At 33.8% G+C, this 5,403-nt stretch carries 5 protein-coding genes and 2 pseudogenes; 5 read left to right on the top strand and 2 right to left on the bottom strand.

Annotated elements, in window-relative coordinates:
* Nucleotides 1–104, bottom strand: a pseudogene (locus RU87_RS09295) (IS982 family transposase); the annotation flags it as partial.
* Nucleotides 105–248: 144 nt separating this feature from the next.
* On the opposite strand from RU87_RS09295, the gene RU87_RS09300 reads away from it, so the two are divergent.
* The 3 genes from RU87_RS09300 (at nucleotide 249) to RU87_RS09310 (ending at nucleotide 3,103) form a co-directional block, all read left to right on the top strand.
* Complete coding sequence (locus RU87_RS09300) at nucleotides 249–737, top strand: PAS domain-containing protein (RefSeq protein ID WP_035457681.1); 489 nt, start codon at nucleotides 249–251, stop codon at nucleotides 735–737.
* Between the two features lie 728 nt (nucleotides 738–1,465).
* Nucleotides 1,466–2,086 (top strand): restriction endonuclease subunit S, encoded by a 621-nt coding sequence (locus RU87_RS09305; RefSeq protein WP_244173073.1) that lies wholly within the window; start codon nucleotides 1,466–1,468, stop codon nucleotides 2,084–2,086.
* 87 nt (nucleotides 2,087–2,173) lie between these two features.
* Nucleotides 2,174–3,103: a site-specific integrase gene (locus RU87_RS09310; RefSeq protein ID WP_068164955.1), complete on the top strand. Its 930-nt coding sequence runs from the start codon at nucleotides 2,174–2,176 to the stop codon at nucleotides 3,101–3,103.
* A gap of 38 nt (nucleotides 3,104–3,141) precedes the next feature.
* Here RU87_RS09310 and RU87_RS09315 read toward each other — a convergent pair.
* Nucleotides 3,142–3,756 (bottom strand): annotated as a pseudogene (locus tag RU87_RS09315) (restriction endonuclease subunit S); the annotation flags it as partial.
* A gap of 65 nt (nucleotides 3,757–3,821) precedes the next feature.
* Between RU87_RS09315 and RU87_RS09320 the strand changes: the two are divergent.
* Entirely contained in the window at nucleotides 3,822–4,652 is an 831-nt protein-coding gene (locus RU87_RS09320; protein ID WP_068164894.1) for a hypothetical protein, read from the top strand.
* Between the two features lie 469 nt (nucleotides 4,653–5,121).
* A partial coding sequence (locus RU87_RS09325; protein ID WP_096835856.1) for a hypothetical protein occupies nucleotides 5,122–5,403 on the top strand: 282 nt, incomplete at its 3' end.

Consider the following 5,403-nt stretch of genomic DNA (forward strand, 5'->3'; position numbering starts at 1 on the left):
TTCTTTCGGTTTTGAACCTCAAGGGGAACACTCGTTTGATAAAGCGCCTCAATGGTTGTCATTAAATAAACAAAAACTTTGGGAATTGTGCTATTATAAGTCATATAAGTCGTGAGCTTTCTAATGCTTAGTGCTTTAAGATTAGGATAGCACGACTTATTTATTTTCCAATGAAATTAACTAGCAATTCGGGTATTTAGTTAGTGTGTTTATAATTGGAACAACTAAATTTATATGAGGTGATTAACATGGCTGAAGAACCAAAGACCGTTGATATAAAAGATATGTTACATTTTAAAACTGGTAATATTGCCTTACCTGTTTTGGAAACAATTCTGAATACGATTCCCTTTGAATTGGGATTTTGTGACGAGAATGATGAATTTCAATGGTTCACTGATAATGGACATCGGGTCTACAAACGTTTTAAAGAGACCTTTGGTAAAAACGTTTTAGGCCTACATCATGGCGGCGCCCGCCCACAGGTTCAAGAATTATTGAAACAATTTCATGCTGGTACAAAGGATAATTTTGAATTTTTACTAGATCTTGATGGTCGTAAAATTTATATTTCTTTTTATGCAGTTCATGATGAGAATGGTAAATACCTTGGTTGTTTTGACTTTACAGGGGACATCACTGAGTTACAACAAATGAAAGAAACTGCTAAGGTGATTCCACCTATGGATGCCATTAAAGCTAAAGAAGCTGCTGAAAAATCGACAGATAAAGATTAATTAAAGCAAACCTTTAAGACAAAGTTGACGTCTTAAAGGTTTTTTTATCGAAATCACGAATGTGAATATAATTAAAAAAGATTATAAAACGCGCGAAAAATATAAGAAACTAATATTGGACTACCTATTAAATTCGAAAGAGCTGTTTCAATAAAGTTATTATGATCCTCATAACACAAATTCAAAAATACATTTTGTGATATTCTTGCTTGCGATATGTCTCGCTCTTATCTGAATAAGATGACATTTAATCTTATCAACAATATAGCTAATATAGCAAAAGCAGCTTAAAACATTCACAAAGCAGAATTTTAAAATAACACCGGAGAAAAATATTTTTAACTACTAATAAACACGTGAAATTAAGCTCAATTGGCGCTAAAAGCAAAGTTTTTCTCGATTAAGATCAAATAATTATGCAATCCAGGGCTTAGCATCAATCGCTTGCAATACAAAAACGTAAAATCATGATAGAATGAGCGAATAGAGTACTGCTGAAAGGAGGCGATAACATGGCAACTACGCGCATTGACGTTAAGCCTGCTGTCTTGCATTGGGTTCAAGAAGCATCTAAAGATTTTTATCATCGTGATAAATAATGAAGAGCGCGAGACAAAAGTCGTCAACAAAAAATTGGGTTATTTTTCAAACAGTTAGACAACACTATCACTCTTCATCAACGTAAGCTAGATAAATTAAATCTGCTCAAACAAGGCTACTTACAGCAATTGTTCCCTCAAAATGATGAAAAAGTGCCTAGAGTTAGATTTGCTAACTTTGAGGATGAGTGGGAACAGTATAAGCTAGGGGAAATAGCATCTATCATTGGCGGTGGAACTCCGAGTACAAGTATCTCAGAATATTGGGGGGGAGATATAGATTGGTATTCTCCAGCTGAAATAGGTAAAAAAATTTATATGTCTGAAAGCAGAAAGAAGATAACCGAACTTGGTTTAAAAAAGAGCTCTGCCAAAGTTTTACCTGTAGGGACTGTATTATTTACTTCTCGTGCTGGGATTGGAAACACAGCTATTTTAGAAAAAGAAGGTTCTACTAATCAAGGATTCCAATCAATAGTTCCACATATCAATAAATTAGATAGTTATTTTATTTTTTCCAATACTCATGAATTAAAACGATATGGAGAAATTACTGGAGCAGGCTCCACTTTTGTCGAAGTTTCTGGAAAACAAATGGAGCAAATGCTCATCCTACTTCCTAAGTTTGAAGAACAACAAAAAATAGGCTTATTCTTTAAACAGCTTGATGATACTATCACTCTTCAGCAATCAAAACTTGATAAGTTAAAATCAATAAAACAAGGTCTTTTACAGAAAATATTCATTTGAAAATCTTTGAGAACATAGCCCTCCCTTGATAGAATAAGTATGGAAAGTTAGCTTTCTAAAACTATTTAATCAGGGAGGTTTTTTATTTTGGTAAAAAACAAAAAAACAAAGCAATTATTTTCGGAATATTTTGAGGAGTGGATTGAGCTTTATAAAGTCGGTGCAGTACGCCCTATTACATTGAAAAAATACTATATTAGTAAACAACACTTGGAAAAACTTGTACCTGACTTACAAGTTTGTGATGTTACTCGTAGAAGTTACCAAAAATTATTGAACGATTATGCTATTTCGCATGAAAAGCAAACAACAATGGATTTCCATCACCACCTTAAAGGAGCAATATTAGATGCGGTAGATGATGGTTTAATTATGCAAAATCCAACAAGAAAAATTATCATAAAAGGAAAAGCTCCGAGAAAAAAAAGACCAAAATTTTTGAATTTATATGAAGTTCAAGCATTGGTAAAGCAAATGAATCTCACTAGTGAAATAAATTGGGATTGGTTTATACTTTTGATTTTAAAAACAGGTATACGTTTTTCTGAGGCATTAGCTATAACACCTAATGATTTTGATTTCTCAAATCAAAAACTAGCAATTGATAAAACTTGGGATTATAAATCTTCTATTGGAAAATTTCAACCTACTAAAAACAAATCCTCTAAGAGAAAAATACAATTAGATTGGCAAACTGCTATGCAATTTTCTCAACTAATCAAAAACTTTCCAAAAGAGGAGCCAATTTTTGTAAAAGGACGAATTTTTAATTCTACCGTAAATAATAGACTTCAAGTTTTATGCACAAAAGCAAATATTCCCTCTATTTCAATTCATGGTTTAAGACATACACATGCCTCGCTACTTTTATTTGCTGACGTTTCTATTGCCAGTGTAGCTAGAAGATTAGGTCATTCAAGTATGTCAACCACCCAAGAAACTTATCTTCATATTATTCAAGAGCTTGAAAATCAAGATAATGATAAGATTATGCGACATTTGTCAACTATAGCTTAAAGTAAAAAGGCGCCACAATACGCCTTTTTTAATTAAATAAACATTTTTTGTAGAAGTACTTTCTTTAGCGAAATTAACTTATCAAGTTTAGATTTATGAAGAATGATAGCTTTGTCGATTTGTTTTAAAAATACACCTATTTTTTGTTGCTCTTTGTGATTTGGCAAAACTATTTCCTGATTTCGAACTAACTCAGAATTTAAGTTCACTTGACTCCCAGGTTGCCCATATTTTTGCCATTTTGGTCTAAACATTTCAAGCCACTGGAACATAAACTCTCTCTCAAAAGTAGGAGATAAAAATATTAAAAAACCATCATGGACACCCGTTTTAACATAGTTTACTACTGGTTTTCCAACAGTTGCAGCTATACTTAATAATAAGTGAGGCTCAATTAAAACCCGAGTTTTCGCTTGCCCCAACTTAGATATATGTTGTTCAAGATGATATATTCTACCATCTTGTTCTGTAACATCAGTAATTCTTAACCAACCAATATCACTTTCATTATCAAACCATTTGGGATCTTGAATTGGTCTTGGACTTGCCCCACGCACTATAGTTGCTAAACTTCCTAACTTACGCTGTTCCCATTCATTTTTAAAGTTAGCAAATCTAACTCTAGGCACTTTTTCATCATTTTGAGGGAACAATTGCTGTAAGTAGCCTTGTTTGAGCAGATTTAATTTATCTAGCTTACGTTGATGAAGAGAAGTAAATGAAACCTAAAAAGATCATATTCTCAATTATTCTCATATTGCTGGTCACTATTGGCATCACATTTGGTATTGTCCACCAGAACCAAGTCAAAGCAGAACGTATCGCACAAGAAAGACGAAAGACAGACGATAAAAATTTAAAAGTGGCAACTGCTGCGATTACCACTGCTTATCAGACTCGAGCAGACCAAGCTATCAAAAAAGCAGAAACTGCCCTATCAAAATTAAGTAAGCATCAAAAAACTAATCAAACAAAATTGACGACCAAGCTTACACAACTTAAAGGTTTCTTGAAACAAATTTCTAATGTCAATGACTCTCTAGCTAAAGCAACACAATCTAAGTCTGAGCAAGATATCAAAGCAACACAGGCACTGATTAATCAAGAAACAGATGATTATCTCAAAACTGATCAAACGACTGCTCAAAATAAACTCAATGCTCTGATTGCTCAAATTGCCAAAGAAAAGGCTGAGGCTAAATCAAAATCAGAAGCACAAGCTCAACAGGCAGTTTCAGAAGCTTCACAACAAGCAGATCATACGACTGAGGTATCTGATTATCAAACTTACGTAGAAGCGCCACAAGGAGCTTATCAAACCTCTGATCGAGCTAATAGCACTTTGGCACCACAACAAAACTATCAAACCCCCGCTCAAAACTCTGATAACAATGGAAATGCAAGTGGAATTACTGACAGTCCCGGTGGGACAGATGGATATCAACCTTGGGGGGAATGGCAGAGTTCTAACGGTAATGCAAGCGGGATTACTGATAGTCCAGGCTGCTGGGATACCCCTAATAATTCTGGAATTGTATGGGATCATTAAATATCCCTTAAACTCGCTTACTCCTATTTTAAAAGAACACAAAAAATTAGATAAACATCAAAAGCACTCATGAAAAAATCGTGAGTGCTTTTTTTAATGATTAAATTGTTTTTTTATTGAGACGAACAAAAGTTTTCAAAAAAATAAAAAATTTCCTATTAAAGTATTTGGGTATTTTTTACCCTACATACTAGGAATGACTTAACAATTAAATATATTTTTAAAACTTGAATCATGCTAAGCTTTTACTACGTAAAAGCTTATGTGGGGCTGTTGCCCCATACCCCACTTAATATATGAATTCTTTTTGTTTTTTAAAACTTATCCGCCTTGCAGGTCTTATTATAAAGCTAAAGTAATGACTTGTCAAGTATTTACTGCGGAACAAGAAAGGAGGTTGTCCAGCTCATGACAATAAACCGAGCATTTGAACAAGACACTTATTTTTTTTTAGAGGAGATTTCTATTTATGAAATTTAGTAACAAACGTAGCGGAGGCTATTCCGCATCACTAGCAACACAAATCGTTGATAGCTCAAAACCTATCCATTCACTCAGCCTTGAACTTGAAGCTCAAATGAAGTTTGAAGACGGTAAACGCACCAAAGAGATTCAAGCTTATAAAGCTTGGTTTTCTCAAGAAGGTTTGCCTCCTTTTGAAGTGAAGTTCGAAAAAAAAGTAGAACTTCCCGCTTATCTTTCTATTGTCGAGTTTGACACCCTTGAAGCCTGTGAAGTTTCTTATAACATC

Source organism: Pseudolactococcus plantarum, from assembly GCF_002441715.1.
GTDB classification, from domain to species: Bacteria; Bacillota; Bacilli; order Lactobacillales; family Streptococcaceae; genus Pseudolactococcus; species Pseudolactococcus plantarum.